The sequence below is a fragment of the Vibrio plantisponsor genome (assembly GCF_013041605.1).
Classification (GTDB): Bacteria; Pseudomonadota; Gammaproteobacteria; order Enterobacterales; family Vibrionaceae; genus Vibrio; species Vibrio plantisponsor.
In genome coordinates, this window is record NZ_JABEQC010000001.1 from 603,368 (window position 1) to 620,994 (window position 17,627).

Annotated in this window: 16 protein-coding genes; 10 read left to right on the forward strand and 6 right to left on the reverse strand. The window is 44.3% G+C overall.

What is annotated here, in order from left to right; genetic code table 11:
* Positions 1–8 precede the first annotated feature (8 nt).
* The 5 genes from HKI82_RS02785 to HKI82_RS02805 are packed head-to-tail and all read right to left on the reverse strand — an operon-like array spanning position 9 to position 6,062.
* Positions 9–905 carry an ROK family protein gene (locus HKI82_RS02785; RefSeq protein ID WP_102939661.1) on the reverse strand — a complete coding sequence of 299 codons (897 nt, stop codon included), beginning with the start codon at positions 903–905 and terminating at the stop codon, positions 9–11.
* Positions 902–2,695 (reverse strand): glycoside hydrolase family 13 protein, encoded by a 1,794-nt coding sequence (locus HKI82_RS02790; protein WP_171137135.1) that lies wholly within the window; start codon positions 2,693–2,695, stop codon positions 902–904. The genes HKI82_RS02785 and HKI82_RS02790 overlap by 4 nt, the downstream gene beginning before the upstream one ends.
* A 15-nt stretch (positions 2,696–2,710) precedes the next feature.
* Positions 2,711–3,544: a sugar ABC transporter permease gene (locus HKI82_RS02795; protein ID WP_102939659.1), complete on the reverse strand. Its 834-nt coding sequence runs from the start codon at positions 3,542–3,544 to the stop codon at positions 2,711–2,713.
* 2 nt (positions 3,545–3,546) lie between these two features.
* Positions 3,547–4,830, reverse strand: coding sequence for a carbohydrate ABC transporter permease (locus HKI82_RS02800; protein WP_102939658.1), 1,284 nt, complete (start codon positions 4,828–4,830; stop codon positions 3,547–3,549).
* 2 nt (positions 4,831–4,832) lie between these two features.
* A complete protein-coding gene (locus tag HKI82_RS02805; protein WP_102940030.1) occupies positions 4,833–6,062 on the reverse strand; it encodes a sugar ABC transporter substrate-binding protein in 1,230 nt (409 codons plus the stop codon).
* Positions 6,063–6,462: 400 nt separating this feature from the next.
* Here HKI82_RS02805 and HKI82_RS02810 point away from each other — a divergent pair, with 400 nt between their 5' ends.
* The 6 genes from HKI82_RS02810 (at position 6,463) to HKI82_RS02835 (ending at position 14,013) form a co-directional block, all read left to right on the forward strand.
* On the forward strand, positions 6,463–7,497 hold the full coding sequence (locus tag HKI82_RS02810; protein WP_102939657.1) for a porin: 1,035 nt from the start codon (positions 6,463–6,465) through the stop codon (positions 7,495–7,497).
* 19 nt (positions 7,498–7,516) lie between these two features.
* Positions 7,517–8,527, forward strand: coding sequence for a UDP-3-O-(3-hydroxymyristoyl)glucosamine N-acyltransferase (gene lpxD, locus HKI82_RS02815; protein WP_102965720.1), 1,011 nt, complete (start codon positions 7,517–7,519; stop codon positions 8,525–8,527).
* Between the two features lie 80 nt (positions 8,528–8,607).
* A complete protein-coding gene (locus HKI82_RS02820) occupies positions 8,608–9,093 on the forward strand; it encodes a glycosidase (RefSeq protein ID WP_102939655.1) in 486 nt (161 codons plus the stop codon).
* Between the two features lie 128 nt (positions 9,094–9,221).
* The gene (locus HKI82_RS02825) at positions 9,222–10,352 is read left to right on the forward strand and encodes an ABC transporter ATP-binding protein (RefSeq protein ID WP_042481527.1); all 1,131 of its coding nucleotides are present in this window, start codon (positions 9,222–9,224) and stop codon (positions 10,350–10,352) included.
* 38 nt (positions 10,353–10,390) lie between these two features.
* The gene (locus HKI82_RS02830) at positions 10,391–12,361 is read left to right on the forward strand and encodes an alpha-amylase family glycosyl hydrolase (RefSeq protein ID WP_171137136.1); all 1,971 of its coding nucleotides are present in this window, start codon (positions 10,391–10,393) and stop codon (positions 12,359–12,361) included.
* Between the two features lie 269 nt (positions 12,362–12,630).
* A complete protein-coding gene (locus HKI82_RS02835; RefSeq protein ID WP_171137137.1) occupies positions 12,631–14,013 on the forward strand; it encodes a class II fumarate hydratase in 1,383 nt (460 codons plus the stop codon).
* Positions 14,014–14,113: 100 nt separating this feature from the next.
* Here the strand turns inward: HKI82_RS02835 and HKI82_RS02840 are convergent, their stop codons facing one another.
* Positions 14,114–14,347, reverse strand: coding sequence for a DUF2789 domain-containing protein (locus tag HKI82_RS02840; RefSeq protein ID WP_171137138.1), 234 nt, complete (start codon positions 14,345–14,347; stop codon positions 14,114–14,116).
* Positions 14,348–14,619: 272 nt separating this feature from the next.
* Between HKI82_RS02840 and HKI82_RS02845 the strand changes: the two genes are divergently transcribed.
* The 4 genes from HKI82_RS02845 to HKI82_RS02860 are packed head-to-tail and all read left to right on the forward strand — an operon-like array spanning position 14,620 to position 17,617.
* Entirely contained in the window at positions 14,620–15,285 is a 666-nt protein-coding gene (locus HKI82_RS02845) for an amino acid ABC transporter permease (protein ID WP_102940029.1), read from the forward strand.
* 2 nt (positions 15,286–15,287) lie between these two features.
* A complete protein-coding gene (locus HKI82_RS02850; protein ID WP_102939651.1) occupies positions 15,288–15,959 on the forward strand; it encodes an amino acid ABC transporter permease in 672 nt (223 codons plus the stop codon).
* Positions 15,960–15,968: 9 nt separating this feature from the next.
* Complete coding sequence (locus tag HKI82_RS02855) at positions 15,969–16,703, forward strand: amino acid ABC transporter ATP-binding protein (RefSeq protein WP_171137139.1); 735 nt, start codon at positions 15,969–15,971, stop codon at positions 16,701–16,703.
* Positions 16,703–17,617 (forward strand): glycosylasparaginase, encoded by a 915-nt coding sequence (locus tag HKI82_RS02860; protein WP_102939649.1) that lies wholly within the window; start codon positions 16,703–16,705, stop codon positions 17,615–17,617. Before HKI82_RS02855 ends, HKI82_RS02860 begins: the two co-directional genes overlap by 1 nt.
* Positions 17,618–17,627 lie beyond the last annotated feature (10 nt).

Here is a 17,627-nt window from a genome sequence, read left to right on the forward strand (position 1 = left end):
ACCATTCCTTATGCAATGAATGTAGATGATTGTGCACAATTTACGGTACACATTGAGATAGCGCCCTGAGCAAAACCATACTCGTTGTTATGCAGACAAATAATCTCCGGCAGAGAGTCATACTGGCAGTAGCGGGTTAAGGTGCTTTTCAGTGTCAGAGCCAAGTCTGGGTGCGAAGTTAGACTACCGCTCAGTACCAGAAGTTTGGGCTTGAAGCGAATAATGGCGTCAGAGAGGGCTCTTGCGAGTTGATCAATCCAGATGCGATAGACCCGAGTTGACCAATTGTGGTTCTCTTCAATACCGTGGATGATGTCGTTGGCATCACGATGCTGCAGCGAGAGCTGATGATATTGACGCTCTATCCCTTCCCTTGAAAGATATTGACGAACGCATTCATCACTTCCACAGCTGCACAATGGCGTCAAACCATCGACTAAGCTTTGATAGCCTTTCAGTGGCTTATGCGCCCAGCCCAAGTCGAGCACATTGAGGTATGGCCTGGTTGGGCAAATTTGGTCAGTGACGCACAGCTCGCAACCATCATCCAGTATCGCGCTGAGCACATTTCCCACGGGGAGTGTTTGTAGTTGTGACAAAGCAATCACCGCCGGGTCGAACAACTGATACGGGATGGGTAGTTGTTTTGCTAACCATTGAGACAACGACTCTTTAGCATTGGATGATTGCTGTTGTCCTAGCCAACAGTCTGGCATCAGATTAATGCCGACCAACGTGAGTGGTCCGAACATACGTTGTATGCTTGTCACCATGTTGGAGATGAGCGCAGCGGTTTGCTGCGCATTCACAGGCGTCTTGAGCTGATTGCGATAGTGGGACTTGTCATTGTCGTCAATGACAACGCCCCATATCCACTTTGAGTCAACAGACAGACCAAGCTTCATAGCTGTTCCTGAGTGACAACATCGCGTATCTCATAGCCAAATGGTGACAAAGTGAGTTGAAGTCCGTTGGCACTGCATTGCACTTCTTCATCACTGTTGTTGAGTACAATTTGTAGAGCTCCTTTTCTGAAAGCGACCACATGTGGGTGATCGATATCTAACCATTCAAGATAAGGTTGGTTGCACTCTGGGTAAGTCTGGCGAAGCCTAATCAGCTTTTGTATAAAGGTTCTGAAATCGAGATCTTGCTTATCTTCATCCCAAATCATGCATTTGCGATTAAGCTCAAGTCCCATTCCTTTTTGTCCATCCATGCCAATTTCGCCGCCATAGTAGATACACGGTGAACCGACTTGGGTAAACATGAACAAATACGAAAGTTTTGCTTTGCGCTTATCGTTACCACACAGGCTCATTAGGCGAGTAGTGTCGTGGCTTTCCAACAGGTTAAACATCGCCTCGTTGACATTCCTTGGGTAGGAAAGGTAAGAGCGAGTTACCGCATTCATAAAGCTTGTTTTATCATCGAGCCCAAGAGCGAAAAAGTCGGTAATGGCTTGAGTTAACGGGTAATTCATCAGCGAGTCGTATTGATCACCTCGTAGCCACGGGATTCCCTCATGCCAGATTTCGCCAAGGATGTAGCAATCTGGCTTAATGCCTTTCACTAAACGTCGAAAATCGCGCCAGAACTCGTGATCAACTTCATTGGCGACATCCAAGCGCCAGCCATCAATATCGAACTTCTGTACCCAGTGTCGCGCAACGTCCAATAGATATGCACGGCATTCTGGATTCTCGGTATTGAGTTTGGGCATTTCCGATACGTTGGCGAATGTTTCGTAGTTAAGGTTGTCAAAATCCCACTCAGATTTTGGCTTATCCGGATACACGGGGAACTGCTTTATCCAGAACCAATCGGCGTAGCGAGATTGTTCGCCTTTTTCAATCACGTCCAGCCAAAGTGGAGATTGATGACCGATGTGATTGAATACCGCATCCAACATCACTTTCATCCCACGACGATGGGCTTCTTGTACTAAGGCACGAAAAGCTTCGTTACCACCAAAATGTGGGTCGACATTGTAATAATCGACGGTGTCGTATTTGTGGTTGGCATTTGCTGTGAAAATTGGACAGAAATATAGCCCGTTGATACCGAGTTCCTGCAAATAATCCAATTTCTCAATTACGCCCCACAAGTCGCCACCCATAAAGTTGTCACTAGTGGGCGTACTTCCCCAAGGTTGTACATTGGCTGGGGAAATGTCCGGACGACCATTATAGAAACGTTCTGGAAAGATTTGATACCAGATGGTGTTGCGAACCCATTCAGGTGTTTTCAGCACATCTTTCGGGTTGATATAAGGGAAGCAGAAAAAGTTGCTCAAGTTGCTCAACTCAACTTCTGCGCGTTGCTCGTCTTGAATATCAACACAACGCCTTTCGCCAAACAGCAATTTCTCACCATCTTTTCCATACAGAATAAAGCCATAGCGAGTGCGTTTTTTCGGTGGTGCGAAAGTAGCAAACCAATGATCATGGTGTTCGCTTTGTCCTTCCAATTGCATTGGAACTTCTGTTCCTCCAGTCCAGCCGTGCGCATCGCTTCCACCTAAGTTTCCGCCGTCTAAACCGCCTTCAGCCCAAGTATAAGGGTCGCCTATCCACAGTGTTACGCGATCAACTTCGCCTTTCGCACTGCGAAAACGAATGTGAAGGGTATCGTTGTCATAGGCGTAACTGTCTGCACTCTTCGCCAAGTGAGTTAATGAGCTTCTTGTAATCATGATGGTTCCTGATAATTATTCTTTTACCGCGCCACTGACTAAGCCAGTTGTAATGTGTTTTTGTGTGGCGACAAACAGTAAGGTGATCGGTATAGCAACTAGCAGTGAGCCGGCGGCAAATAGGGTGAAGTTTTCCGCTGAGTTAGAGGTGATCCAACTGAAGATACCGATCGCTAAGGTCATTTTCTCTTCACTGCGTAAAATCAGCGTCGGAAGGATGAAATCCATCCATGGCCCAGTAAATGAAACCAAGGCAACAAACACTAAAATGGGTCTGGCCAGTGGCAAGATGATCTCTAGGAAGATGGTCATATGGCCTGCGCCATCAATTTTCGCCGCTTCATCCAGCGATGTAGGGATGGCGTCAAAGTAGCCTTTCACCAGCCAAGTCATAAACGGTAGTGAGCCGGTAACATAGACAAACAACAAGCCAATATAGGTATCAATTAAGCCCATTTTCGACAGCAAGATATAAATAGCTGTCATCGACAAAAAGGCTGGAAACATCTGAAGTACCAAGATGCTCATCAATACATTGCGTTTTCCCTGAAAACGGTAACGGGAAAAGACAAATGCCGTCATGGTGACCACCACAAGTGAGATCAACATATTCGCAGTGGCGAGTAGAAAAGTGTTTTTGTACCACTGCAAATAAGGTGTGTCTTTAAACAGCGCTTTGTAGTGATCTAGCGTAAATGCGAACTCGCCAAATGAGGAGCTAAACAGGTTGTTACCGGGTTTAAAAGAGGCGAGCACCGTCCAGATTACAGGCCCAAGCACTATAATTGCGTTGGCTGCGAGGAACAGATAGACGATGACGGTTGCCAGTTTGCTGAGTAGTTTATCCATGATTACATTCCTACATCGTCTTTAAAGGATTTCATGCGGCGGAACTGCCAGATAGCGATGCCAGACAAGAACAAGAAAATAACAATCGAAATCACCGAAGCGATTTGGTATTGCTGGAAGTCCAGCGTCAGTTTGTAAATCCAAGTGATCAGAATGTCGGTATGACCGGCGAAACGATATTCCGGATTGATTGGTCCACCACCAGTGAGCAAGAAAATTGCACCGAAGTTGTTAAAGTTGTGGGCAAACGTCATCACCAGAGAAGGTGCGACTTGATGCAAAACCATCGGTAGCGTGATCTCTCGAAACTGCTGGAATTTGCTCGCGCCATCCACTTCACTTGCTTCGTATAGATCACGAGGAATATTGGTTAATGCACCGGAAATCAGCAACATAAAGTAAGGTGCGCCGACCCAAACACTCACGGCAATGACTGCCAGTTTTGCGATATGCGGATCAGACAGAAAGGCGACAGATTCGAATCCCCAAGCATTAAGTGCGGCGTTGACCGGACCGATGCCGTTGAGCAGCAAGCGAAACATCAGCAAGGTAACAAACGCTGGAATGGCATAAGGCAAGATAAAGACAAAACGCCACAACTTCTTCGCTTTGATATTGCGATTTTCCAGTGCCAAAGCGAGAACAAAACCAAAGCCGCAGGTACAAACAGTTGCTGCAATTGCCCAAGTGACGGTCCAAGTCGCCACACCAATAAAGGTGCTCGACCATATTTTCAGCTCAAACAGAGTAAGGAAGTTTTTAAATCCTACCCAGTCGACCAGATTTTTCGGTGGAATATGGTGTGGTGCCGAGTAGTTGGTGAAAGAGACCAACACAGTGATCGCAATCGGCATGATAATGAAAGCGATACTGGCAATAAACGCAGGCGACAAAACGATAAAGGCGAATTTCTCGTCGTAGATTGCTTTGAATTGCTGACGCAGGTTCAACCTGCAAAGCTCGCAATGTTGCGCCTGTCGAACATTCGTTACGTACGCGATAATTGCCAGGAAAAGGAACAAAACGGCTATTACCCCTTCCACCAGCAAAAAGATTGAGTTGTCCCCTTGAATGACTTTAAAGCCTTGGCGAGTTTGTGCCACGTCGCCAAGTGAGACTAACCCCTTGATCGCGTTAGCTAAATCAGGCAAGAAGAGAATAAAAAGGCATTGGATGGCGAGGAAAACCCCGCCAGTAACCCAATGTTTATGCGCCAGTTGTGTTGCCCCCATGATAAGCAAGGAGGCTGGCACTTTCGGCGCTTTGACAGTTTGCGACAACAACATAACTACTCCTGAAACGCGATCTGCTCTTCAATGATCGCTTTGGCGTGATCAAGTACCTGTTTTGGCGATTGATCATTGACCCACATTGCTGTGATGGCGCTGGCCATTGGAGACCATAAGTAACCCATCTCAGGAATTGATGGCATAGCGTCTGAATGGAAGCCTTGAGCGATAATTGCGTATGTCGCTTCATCCGCATCGACAATGATCTTTTCCATCAAGTCCTGTACTGGTGGAATCGATTTGGTCATCTCATAGCGTTTCATCAACATCTTGTCTGAAGATAAGTAGTCAGCAAACAACTGCGCCGCTTTCGGGTAGTCGCTGTACGCAGACACAACGGCCAGACGTACGGTTGAGAATGTTCTCGGTTGTTTACCTTCGAAAGTCGGAATAGGCACTACACCGTAATTTACGCCACTGTTGTCATAACCCTGAATTGCCCAAGGTCCATCAATGATCGCGGCTACTTTACCTTCACCAAATAGGCCCCGGCGAACTTGCGGGTTACGCATATCGACAGGGTTGGAGTTGTTCGCCGCTTTCAGCGTTTTCATCGCTGACATACCTTGCTGAGCGAGCGGTGAATCAATGCCAAGATCTTTGGCGTCAGTGCCACCCTTACCAAATTCATAAGCGCCATACAGGGTTAAGAACATGCGCGATTCGTAGTAATTTTGAATATCCCAAAGCAGTGCATATTTGTTCTCTTTGGCATTATTGAAGTGTTTGCCAAAATCGATTATTTCTTCAAAAGTTTTAGGCGCGTTTGGCAGCAAGTTTTTGTTGTAGAACAGTGCTAAAGTCGCATAGCTGACAGGAAAACCATAGCTGGTGCCTGCATATTTGGCCGCAGAGGTTGCGTTCGGCAAGAATGTTGACTGAATACGCTCGGCGGAAACGAGGTTTTCCATCGCGCCGCCTGCAACAACCAAACGACCAAGTAAATCGTGTTCGATTTCAGCGATGTCAGCAACTCGAGCTGAGCCACCATCTTGAATCATGCGTGATGCTGAGTCGATTGGAGCTAAACCACGAAATGAAAACTCCACTTTATAACCGAAATCTTTGTTGAATGACTCCGCAGCGTATTTCATGTAATCCAGTGTTGTGGTGTCCGTCCATATCAGCAGGTTTGAACCAGGTTCTGGCTGAATATCTTCAGCGAAAGTAACAGCTGGCAGACTAACGAACGTAGCGATTATCGCTGCTTTTATCCATGTCTTTTTCATCGTGATAGCTCTGTAGTAGTTCATAATATACTACTAGGTTAAATCTACCTCTTTTTAAGTCAACTACTATCCAATTAATTTTGATATTAAGTGTGATGATAATCAACAAATGTAGCTGTGGTAAGTGTTTTTGGTAATGCATTTAGATGTGTTTGGGGAAGTTTTTGTCTAGAGCAAAAAGCGTACACAACTAGAATGAGTCTTCGCCTGTTAAATATAAAAGTGTGATAAATGTCACCTAAATGAGCTGGTGAGAGTGATGGGAGTCTCATTTGAATAAAAGTGATGAGGAAAAACAAATCAACATGCAGAAGAATAAGTAGGCGTTCACAGTGAACTACTAAATATTCATTTTAATTATATCTACGATTTACAACCAAGAGGTTGATAAGGACCTATCGTGAAAAGAACGTTAATTTCCGTCTCCGTAGCGGCGGCGCTTGCTTTATCTTTCCCTACACTAGCAGCTAGTGAGCGTGGCTTGGATGCCGATGTTGGTTTCCTTGACGAAGCAATGCAGTTTGGTGGCCATGTTGGTACTTCACTCGAATACGAGGACAAAGTGACTGATGGTTTCAACGGCGTTAAGAAAAAGGAGAGAACAACAACCCATGAAGTATTCGGCGTGTACTACAACAATGCGCGTTGGAATCTCAGTGCGTTGTATGGTCTCAAACTAGAAAACCGAGAGCAAAAAGAGCCAAGCTATTTCGAAAATGAAGACGGCATTAAGCAACTTTTCTCACTTAACAAGGGCTTTGATTTAGGCAATGGTTGGGCAACGGGTGCCATCTATGAGCTGGAATATACGCGTAGTAAAGTCTTTTCACCTTATGTTAGCGGCCTGCGTAAATCGCTTGCAGAGCACAGCTTCCGTCCTTATCTGACTTACTTCAGCAACGAGAATAACTGGGGTTTCTATTCAAACCTAGAGTATCTATATAGTGCAGAAGACAAAAGCGAATGGGGTGAGCGTACTGAAGAAGGTTATAGCTTACTCTTCAAGCCTTATAAGCGCTTTGGTAACTGGGAATTGGGTGTCGAGTTGTACTACCAAATCAAAGACAACGAAGATCACCAAACCAGTGGTGCTATCAATGAAATCAGTGATTTCACAGAGAAATACATCGAACCTATTGTGCAATATAGCTTTGATGATGCCGGTGTGCTTTATGCGCGCGTTCGTGTTGGTGAAAACGAAACTCGCAATGCTTCTAACAGTGGCGGTGGTAACGCTGACGTCGATTACTTCAAAGACATTCGTAAAGCAACCTTGGGTTATGAACAAGCTGTTGGTGATAGTTGGTTGCTAAAAGGCGAGTATGAGTACGCGAATGAAGTAGAAGAAAAAAGTAAACTGGCTGGATGGGAAGCGAAGAATGAAAGTGAGCTAAAACAGCACACGGTTTATCTTCAAGCTTTATACCGTTTCTAACCCGAGTTAAGAGGTCAACATGCTGAGTGTTTCAGAAATTGCGCAAAGTTTATCAGGTCGAATTGAGGGGGATGGCTCACTAGTGGTGGACACCATACGTCCTGTTGTCAGTGATGTAGAGGGTGGACTCGCCGTTGTGTTTGCCCGATCTGATCTTAAACAGCTTTCTGAAACCTCAGCGGAAGTGCTGGTGGGGCCTGCGGCGATTTTGCAAAGCCCCGCCAAAGCACACATTGTGATTGATCATTTAGATGTAGAGAAAATCAATCAGCTTTTACGCTATTACAAAGTGCATAAATACCAACTGTTTGACCAAGGAAATACCTCGACCGTTGATGGGGTTTACATTGGCAAACATTGTCAGATAGGGCAGAACTGCCATTTCATGCCCGGAGTACGCATCATGAATGGCGTGACGATTGGTAACAATGTAGCAATTCATGCCAATACTGTGATCAAAGAAGGAACCGTGATCGGCAACAACGTCATTATCGATTCCAATAACTCAATAGGTAACTACAGCTTTGAATATATGTCTGGCAAAGATGGCAGCTATCAACGTGTGGAAAGTATTGGCCGAGTCATCATTGAGGATGATGTCGAGATTGGCTGTAACAACACCATTGACCGCGGCACTCTAGGTGACACTGTAATTGGTAAAGGCAGCAAAATAGACAATCAAGTGCAAATTGGTCACGACTGCCGCATTGGGAAACATTGTTTGATCATCTCTCAATGTGGCTTCGCCGGACACACCGTGCTGGGCGATCACGTAGTGGTACATGGACAAGTTGGCACTGCTGGACACATTAATATCGGTAGCCACTCGGTGATTAAGGCTAAGTCAGGCGTGAGCCACTCTTGCCCTCCAGGTAGCGATCTGTTTGGTTACCCAGCTAAAGAGTCCAAAGCGTATTACCGTAATCTTGCGGTGCTGAACAAACTGACTCAGCACTATGAGCAATTGAAAACGTCACAACCAGAGCAAAAGCGCTGGCTTGCCCGACTGTTTGAAAAGAGATCGGCCTAACAAGCGAATTAACCGACACGCGGAGCAGGCAAGCCGGTCTCCGCTGGATGAAACGAGAACGAAATAATCAAGGATTTGTTATGAAACATACACTTTTGATTGCTGCGACCGCAACAGCTTTACTGGCAGGTTGTGCCAGCACCACTGAACAATCTCAGCCTGCTGCGACCAATGCCGATGCACGTTTTTCTGACTGTAATTTACCGACGCTGGAAGACGACCGTGGTCCAATCAAGCCGTCACTGTTTGTGGTAGGCACCTTCCCTGAAGGTCAATGGATTCACCTAGATACTCACAAAATGGGTTACAAAGGCGATGGAATCTATCAAGTGGTCTCGGACGAACAAGCGGGTAATGTCAGTTTGCAATTTGCCACGATGAGCTGGACGCCTCAGTTTACAGCAGCAGGTATGTCGATGACCGTGGGACAAGTGAATGAGTTAAAACGTGGTGGATTTGCGAAAAACACCGTAGTGAGTTTGCCTAAAGATGGCAAGTATGTGTGGACCATTCAGCTTGCACCGGACAAAGCACCACTATTTGCTATGGTTAGCGAATGTAAGTAGTTAAGAAAACATACAGTTGGCAGCCGTAACGGTATTCGGCTGCCTGATTTACCCAGACAGATTGCCAACCAGTCTGCCTCGGTAAATTGAGGATCATTTTTATACCCTTTTGGTAAGTGGAGAGATTCATGGCGACGGTTAGTTTGCGTAAAGTAGAAAAAAAATATGACAACGGTTTTAAAGCTGTCCATGGCATCGATTTGGATATTCGCGAAGGCGAATTTATGGTGTTTGTCGGGCCGTCGGGTTGCGCGAAATCAACCACCTTGCGCATGATTGCTGGTCTGGAAAGTATCACTGGTGGCGAGATTCGCATTGGCAATAGAGTGGTGAATGATTTACCGCCGAAAGATCGCGGCATTGCGATGGTGTTTCAGAACTATGCGCTCTACCCACACAAAACCGTGTTCGACAACATGGCGTTTGGCCTGAAAATGCAAAAGCGGCCGAAAGATGAGATTAAGCGTCGTGTCGAAGAAGCAGCGGAAAAACTGGAGATCAAAGAACTGCTGCATCGTAAGCCGAAGGAAATGTCCGGAGGTCAGCGTCAGCGTGTTGCGGTTGGACGTGCAATTGTGCGTAAACCAGAAGTGTTCCTGTTTGATGAGCCGTTATCGAATCTTGACGCTAAATTGCGTGTGTCGATGCGAGTTAAAATTGCTCAGTTGCACCAATCATTGAAAGAAGAAGGCACTCCCGCCACCATGATTTACGTCACGCACGATCAAACCGAGGCTTTGACGCTTGGCGATCGCATCTGCGTACTTAATCAAGGCAAAATCATGCAGGTGGATACGCCTACTAACCTCTACAACTACCCAGCCAACAAGTTTGTGGCGAGTTTTATCGGCTCACCCGCGATGAATTTGATTGATACCGTGATCCGGGAAGAAAACGGACAGCTTTACATCGAAATTGGCTCGGGTATTCGCATGTTTATTCCAGTAGAAAAACAGGAAGCATTGAGAGAATACGTGGATAAACCAGTGTGCTTCGGCATTCGCCCAGAACACATTGGTGTTGCTGACGCTGGCGACACCATTAACGCCTTTGAAGGTGTTTTGACGGTGGTGGAAAATATGGGGAATGAGAAGTACCTCTACTTCAAAGTAGGAGGGAAAGAAGTGATAGCGCGCGTTAATGATCAAACCATCACCACCGCAGATATTGGCAAGCCGATGCGCTTCAATCTCAACACTGCCTTCTGTCATATCTTCGATTTCTACAGTGAAAAGAACTTAACCAACAACCGGGAATGAATCCCGGTTAATTTTCACAAACCACGGGGGAGTCTCCAATGAAAAAACGCACTTTGCTTTGCAGTGCGCTGCTGGCTGCTATTGCCGCAAATGGACTGATGTTTAGCCCAACAACTTACGCTGCGACCAGTGCTGATACGGAAACTGGCACTTATCTCGATTTTCGCAAAGAAACGATTTACTTTGTTTTTCTAGATCGTTTCAGCGATGGCGATGCAAGCAACAACACGGGCAACAACCCAGCGACTTACGATCCGAATAACTTGAAAAAGTATGTTGGGGGAGACCTTCGTGGCTTAATTGACAAACTGCCGTATTTAAAATCACTTGGTGTAACCGCGATTTGGATTACTCCGCCAGTGGATAACGCCGATAATATCGATGCCAATGGCGGGGCTGGTTATCACGGATACTGGGGACGTGATTTCTTCCGTGTGGATGAGCACTTCGGCACCTTGGATGATTTCAAAGAACTGACCAGCAAAATGCACAGCGCAGAATACAATATGAAGCTGGTTCTCGACTATGCACCTAACCATTCCAATGGGAACGATGAAAACGAATACGGCGCTTTATATCGTGATGGGCAATTTATCACGGACTACAACAGCGATGTCGCGGCAGGCACTGACTGGTATCACCACAACGGTGGTGTGACCAACTGGAACGATTGGTATCAAGTACGCAATTTTAATTTGTTCAACCTCTCTGACTTCAACCAATCGAATACCAATGTGTATCAATACTTGCTTGATGGCTCTAAATTTTGGATCGATGCAGGGGTAGATGCGATAAGAATTGATGCGATCAAACACATGGATAAGTCGTTTATTCAGCAATGGACGACGGACATCTATGATTACAGTAAGAGCCTTGGTCGTGATGGCTTTTACTTTTTCGGAGAATGGTTTGGTGCTAGCGCTAACACCACCACGGGTATTGACGGTTACGCGATAGATTACGCTAACACTTCCGGTTCAGCGCTGCTTGACTTCGGTTTTCGCGATACTTTAGAGCGAGTGTTGGCAAACCGTGTCGGCAATAGTATGAAAACGCTAAATAGCTACTTGGAAACGCGTAAATCAGTTTTCACCAGTGACGATTGGCAAGTGGTGTTTATGGATAACCACGATATGGCGCGTATCTCAACTGCGTTGCGTTCTAGTGCCTCCACGTTTGGCCCTGGTAACAACGAGGCGGGCGGCAACCAGAGTGAAGCGTTTGCCCAGCAGCGGGTTAACTTAGGGCTAGTGGCGACTATGACAGTACGTGGTATCCCAGCTATTTACTATGGTACCGAACACTATTCGGCAGACTTTACCCAGAACGCTTTTGGTCAAGTAGGCAGTGACCCGTACAATCGTGAGAAAATGCCAAGCTTTAGCCAAGACACACAAGCGTTTAAGATCATCCAAGCATTGACTTATCTACGCCAAAATAGTCTAGCGATTCAACGCGGTAGCTACACGCAGCGATGGGTTGATGACGATGTGTTGGTCTATGAGCGCCAAGAAGGAGAGGATGTTGTGACTGTCGCACTTAATCGCGGCTCAGCAACATCAGTTACTGTAGGTAACTTGGCACTTAGTGATGGCAGCCACACCAGTTTAATTGGTGATGACATTGTAAACGTGAGCGGTGGCGAAGCGACTTTCCATTTGGCCCAAAACCAAGCGGTGGTGCTGCATGGCAGTGGTGGCGGTAGCGTCGACCCGACATTGAAAACCGTCGCGTTCACATGCTACAACGGCTACACCAATCTTGGTCAAAGTGTTTATGCCGTTGGCAGTGTTGCACAGTTAGGCGGTTGGGCTCCGGCAGGCGCGGTTAAGCTCGACCCTGCACAGTATCCAACTTGGAGTGCAACCATTGATGTACCAGCAGCGCAAAACATCGAGTGGAAGTGTCTAAAAAGGGATGAAACCAACCCTGAGTTGAACGTAGTTTGGCAATCAGGGGGTAATAACCAACTTGATAGCAACGCTAATGCAACCCAAGGCTCTTTCTAATTTTAGTTCGAAGATATGAACTAAAATTGCGCGAATAGCTGCTGTTAAAACTAAACGTCCCCACGGTTTATGTATCTTGGGGACGTTTTTCATTGGATTTATCTAACCCGCTTTTCTAATCAACCATCTTTCCTATCAATTCTTATAGAGCTTTCACCATAGATGCTTGTTTTGAGGTTGATGACCGACCAATAAACATAAAGTGATCTCAGGACATACTAGAATTACGGTATACAAAAACCGATTTCAGGTTAATTCAAGGATGTATTATGAATAAGAAATATCGAATTGAGAAAGATAGTATGGGGGAAGTTAACGTTCCTTCTGATGCCCTCTATCAGGCTCAAACACAAAGAGCCATCGATAACTTCAACATCAGTGAGCATAAGATGCCTAAAGACTTGATTGTGGCGTTAGCTTATATCAAACAGGCGGCAGCAAAGACAAACGCCAAGTTAGGCACATTAAACAGCCACGTCGCTGATGCAATAATTAAAGCTGCGCAAAGCGTTATTGATGGTCAGCATCATGACCAGTTTCCGATTGATCTCTTTCAGACTGGTTCAGGCACCAGTACAAATATGAATGCCAATGAAGTACTGGCGACTCTGGCAAGCCAAATATTGAACGAGAAAGTAAGCCCCAACGACCACGTTAATATGGGGCAAAGCAGTAATGATGCGATTCCAACTTCCATTCAAGTGAGTGCTGTCATCACATGTGAGAAATTGTTGATTCCGGCACTCACTCATTTAGCTGAAACACTCAGAAGCAAACAGAACGAACTGGACGGGATTGTTAAAACGGGCAGAACGCATCTAATGGACGCGATGCCAATAACGTTTAGTCAGGAACTAAGTGGCTGGGAAGCACAAATACAACATGCTTCGCAGTCAATTATCTCAGCTTTGGAATCGGTAAGAGCACTTGGGCAGGGAGGAACCGCAGTAGGGACGGGTATCAATGCTCATACAAGCTTTTCTACAGATTTCTGTCATAACTTAAGTCAGATTAGTGGCTTATCCTTTAACCCAAGTGACAACTTCTATTTTAATTTGAGCTGTCAGGATTCAATTGTATCTCTATCTGGTCAGTTAAAGACGCTGGCTGTTGCCTTGATGAAAATATCCAATGATTTACGTTGGATGAATTCAGGTCCGCTTGCTGGGCTAGGTGAAATTGAGCTGGAAGCTTTACAACCGGGATCATCAATCATGCCGGGCAAAGTAAACCCAGTGATCCCCGAAGCCGTAGCAATGGCATCGGCACAGGTAATAGGCAACGATACAACCATTACAGTTGCCGGTCAGTCAGGCAACTTCCAGCTTAATGTTATGTTGCCCGTCATTGCTTACAACCTGCTTGAATCGATACATTTGCTCACCAATTCATGCATTTCACTGGCAGATAAAGCGATTAAGCCGTTCAAAGTGTGTCAGGAAAATATTGATAAGGCTCTTGCCAAAAATCCAATCCTTATTACCGCGTTAAATCCGGTGGTGGGTTATTTGAAAGCAGCCGAAATAGCGAAAAAAGCCTATAAGGAGGGCAGAGCTGTCATTGATGTCGCGGAAGAAGAAACCGATTTGAGCCGTGAAGAATTAGAGCACTATCTTGATCCTAAAACATTAACGAGTGCCGGTCTTGTATAAACGAAACTGCGGGACAGAATAACTGTGCCCGTAGCGTAAAAATAGTTCTCTGAATATTAATAAGCTTTTGAATTCATTGACGGATTTATTAAGGATTCAGTTAGTCTCGCAACATAATGTCGAGCTGATCCACTACCTCTGCCCAGTCGGCATCTTGTTCGATAGCTTGTTTCAAAAAATCCGATTGTGACCTTGTCCAAAAACTCGCTTTATGTATTGGAGTTGAATCTCGGGTATGCCGGTGGTTCTTCACGAACTCTTTGATTTCTTTAGGTGAATGCCCTAAACCAAGCTGCTTAAATAGCTCCGGCATACCGTGTTGATATATTTCCATTATCGACCACCTCAATAGCGTTTACTTACCTAAAGTATATACGCTACTCAGAAATTGATACGGCAAGCCAAATGCGAGAGTTTTCTCTCGTCTACTCAACAGTTCTTAACCTTGACTGCCATTCAGATCTTTTATTTCAATCAGCGAACAATTCACCAGACAAATTGATGCATAAATGTGAAATTTGTCACGATAGCGTAAATATTATTTGACGTTGCCATGTAAAGGAATAGAGTGAAATCGATTTCACTTTGCGAATGGATTGCGATTTTATGTTTGATTTGAGCATCATTTATAAGTACTTGGGTTCGTTTATTGATGGCTTCGAAATCACAGCTTCAGTAAGTGCTTTGTCGATTATTGGTAGTTTCCTTGTTGGGCTAATGGTTATGTTTGCTTGCGTTAGTAGCAACAAACTGGTCAGCAACATTGGATACGCCTATATCAATTGTTTTCGAAATATCCCGTTTATCGTTCAGGTATTCTTTATTTTTTACGGACTTCCTGAGTTAGGGATATTTATAGACCCATACACAACCGGAGTCTTAGCTTTATCCATAGCAGTCGGAGCCTATTGTGCTGATGTGCTAAGAGCTAGCGTATTGCAAGTTGATAATGAAGTAATAGAAGCAGCACAGTCTTTTGGCTTATCAAGAAAGTTAATTTACCAAAAAATAGTTCTTCCTATTGCGTTACGAAATTCTATAAGACCATTAGGTTCAATTTTTATAAATTTAATATTGACGACTTCAATATTATCCACAGTTACATTGAATGAACTAACAGGTGCAGCAAAAATAATAGCGGCAGAGACATTTCGGCCATTCGAAGTCTATTTTTTCTTACTGCTATTTTATTGTGTTTTAACATATATATTGTCATTTTTGATATCTAGAGTTCACGCAAGATTAAATAGACACTTTGTTACGGAGAACTGATTATGTCTAATAATGGATTTGTGCCATATGATTTGATTGTACTCCTAAAAGGGATAGGCGTATCCCTAGAAGTTTTTATAATATCAAGTGTTATTGGGGTAATATTGGGTTGTTTGCTTGGATTAGCACGGCATTATAGAGTCACTATTATTGGTTCTATATCAACGTTTATTAGTGAGTTTTTAAAAAACTCACCAGTGATTGTGCAGTTATTTTTAATTTACTTTGGCCTTCCTATTTTTCTTGGTATTGATATGGATGCGCGACAGGCTGCGACGATCACACTCTCAGGAAATACAGCCGCGTTTATTTCTGTGATTGTAGTGTCAGCACTCGCCTCTATAGATAAGGGGCAGATTGAAGCCGCTAGAGTGTTTGGCCTTTCAGAATGGAAAATTCTAACCAAAATTGTTACTCCTCAGGCATTGTTGGTAGCAATAGCACCACTAGTAGGATTGGCTGTTAACCAGCTACAAGTAACGTCATTAATTTCAGTCATTGGAGTTATGGATATTACTAAAGTTGGTCAAATACTAAATCAACGAACATGGCAGCCTTTTTTGGTGTGGCCTGTTATTGGAATAACATATTTTATTTTGTCCTGGGTGTTATCTAAAGCTGGGTTACTTCTAGAAAACCGTTTAAAGAAACATCAAAGTTGGGTCAGCATTTAAGGATAAACAATGATTTCGATTAATAACGTTCAGAAGAGTTTTGGTAATACAGTAATACTTGATGGCGTGTCTCTAACTATTAATAAAGGTGATGTTGTCTCTATTCTTGGAGCAAGTGGTTCTGGGAAGTCTACACTGATTCGTTGTATTAATGGATTAGAAAGATTAAATGGTGGAGATATTAAAGTTGGTGAGAATTCTGTAAAAAACAAAGTTGAACTCAATGAAATAAGAAAAAAAGTTTCAACCGTATTTCAACACTTTAATTTATATCCACACCTTACTGTATTGGACAATATAACTTTAGCGCCGATTGAAGTCTTAGGGTGGGAGAAAAGCAAAGCAATAACCAAAGCTACTGAATTGCTTAATTTGGTTGGCTTACAGGATAAATCTGATTCTTATCCATCACAATTATCTGGCGGGCAAAAGCAGCGTATTGGAATCTGTCGTGCATTAGCTATGGAGCCTGAATGTTTGCTGCTGGATGAAGTAACAAGTGCTCTTGATCCAGAGATGACTTCTGAAGTTCTCGATGTACTGGCTGATCTAGCTAGGAGTGGAACAACTTTGATTTTTGTCACCCACGAAATAGCGTTTGCTCGAAAAATATCAAACCGAATTGTTTTCCTCGATGAGGGAAAAGTAAGAGCAGATATGGAGAAAGAGCAATTTTTCTCAAACGACGGTGGAAGGCAAGATCCCCGTATAAAAAGATTCTTAGACAAAATGGATAGTAAATAATGATTGTTCTCTCTAATTCTGAAGCTTGGCCTGGCATTCAAGATACCGCTGATATGTTGGATCGCGGCGAAAATGGCCTAGACGCAATTATTTACGGCATAGAAAAGGTAGAGGCCGAGCCCAAAGTTCGTAGCGTAGGTTTTGGTGGTTGGCCAAATCTATTAGGTGACATGGAATTCGACGGTGCAGTCATGGATGGGGACGATCTCAGGACTGGCGCAGTGGGTGCAGTTAAAGATCACTTCCATGTCACTCGCGTGGCGAGAAAAGTAATGGAAGAACTGAACCATGAAATCCTTGTCGGTGAAGGCGCTACTCGTTTTGCTTATGAGATGGGTTTTAAATGCAGTTCTCCATTAATGGAGGAATCGAAAGAGGTTTGGTTTAAAAAACTGCAGGAAATCACTAACGAGCAGAATCCAGACATGTCTACTCGACCTTTAGCAAAGTTAAACACATTAATCACGGACCCAGAAAAAGTTCGAGACACAACGGTTTTCCTTACCAAGGATAAAAACAACAGTATCTATTCGGCTACCAGTACATCTGGATGGGCATGGAAATACCCAGGTCGTTTAGGTGACTCTCCTATTGTTGGTGCTGGATTTTACGCCGACAGTCGTTTTGGTGCAGCGGCATGTACGCATACCGGAGAGATGACTATTCGAGCTAACACTTCTTACTCAATTGTTATGGCAATGAGACTTGGATATTCGTTGCATGAAGCTGTTGATATGGCTATCGCTGAACTGAAATCGCTTAAAGGAGGATTCTTAGCTGGCGTTGTTATCCACGCAATTGATAAAGATGATAATTATCGAGTGGTCAATGTTGGATGCGAAGAAGAGATTAAATACTGGGTATACAAAACAGGAATGGAGCGTCCGCAACTTTGTGTGGCGGAAAAATGTTAACAATGGAGTA